Genomic DNA, 289 nt, shown 5'->3' with positions numbered 1-289 from the left:
CGGCACGGTGGCGCTCGGCGTCGCGACCGCGGCGACCGTCGCGCTGGGCACGTCGGACGGCACGCCGACCCGGGCGCAGCCCGCGGGGACGGGCCCGCTGCCCGCGGGGGCCGCGGCCGCGACCGGCGCGACCGCCGTCCTCGGGCCCGACGGGACGGCCGTGCTCGGGGCCGGGGAGGACGGGACGGCCGTGCTGCCCGCGCCCGGGGAGACGTGGGGCACGCCGGCGCAGGACGGGAGCACGCGGGCGTTCGGCGCGCCCGCCGCCGCGACCGCGCCGCAGTCGGTG

1 pseudogene is annotated in these 289 nt (G+C 85.1%); it reads left to right on the top strand.

Annotated features, from left to right (window positions below):
- Nucleotides 1-289, top strand: a pseudogene (locus KVT14_RS20280) (hypothetical protein); the annotation flags it as partial.

The organism is Cellulomonas sp. GbtcB1, assembly GCF_019091725.1.
Classification (GTDB): domain Bacteria; phylum Actinomycetota; class Actinomycetes; order Actinomycetales; family Cellulomonadaceae; genus Cellulomonas.
Note: the sequence above shows the minus strand (reverse complement) of the source record. Positions and strands in the feature narration are given on the sequence as shown.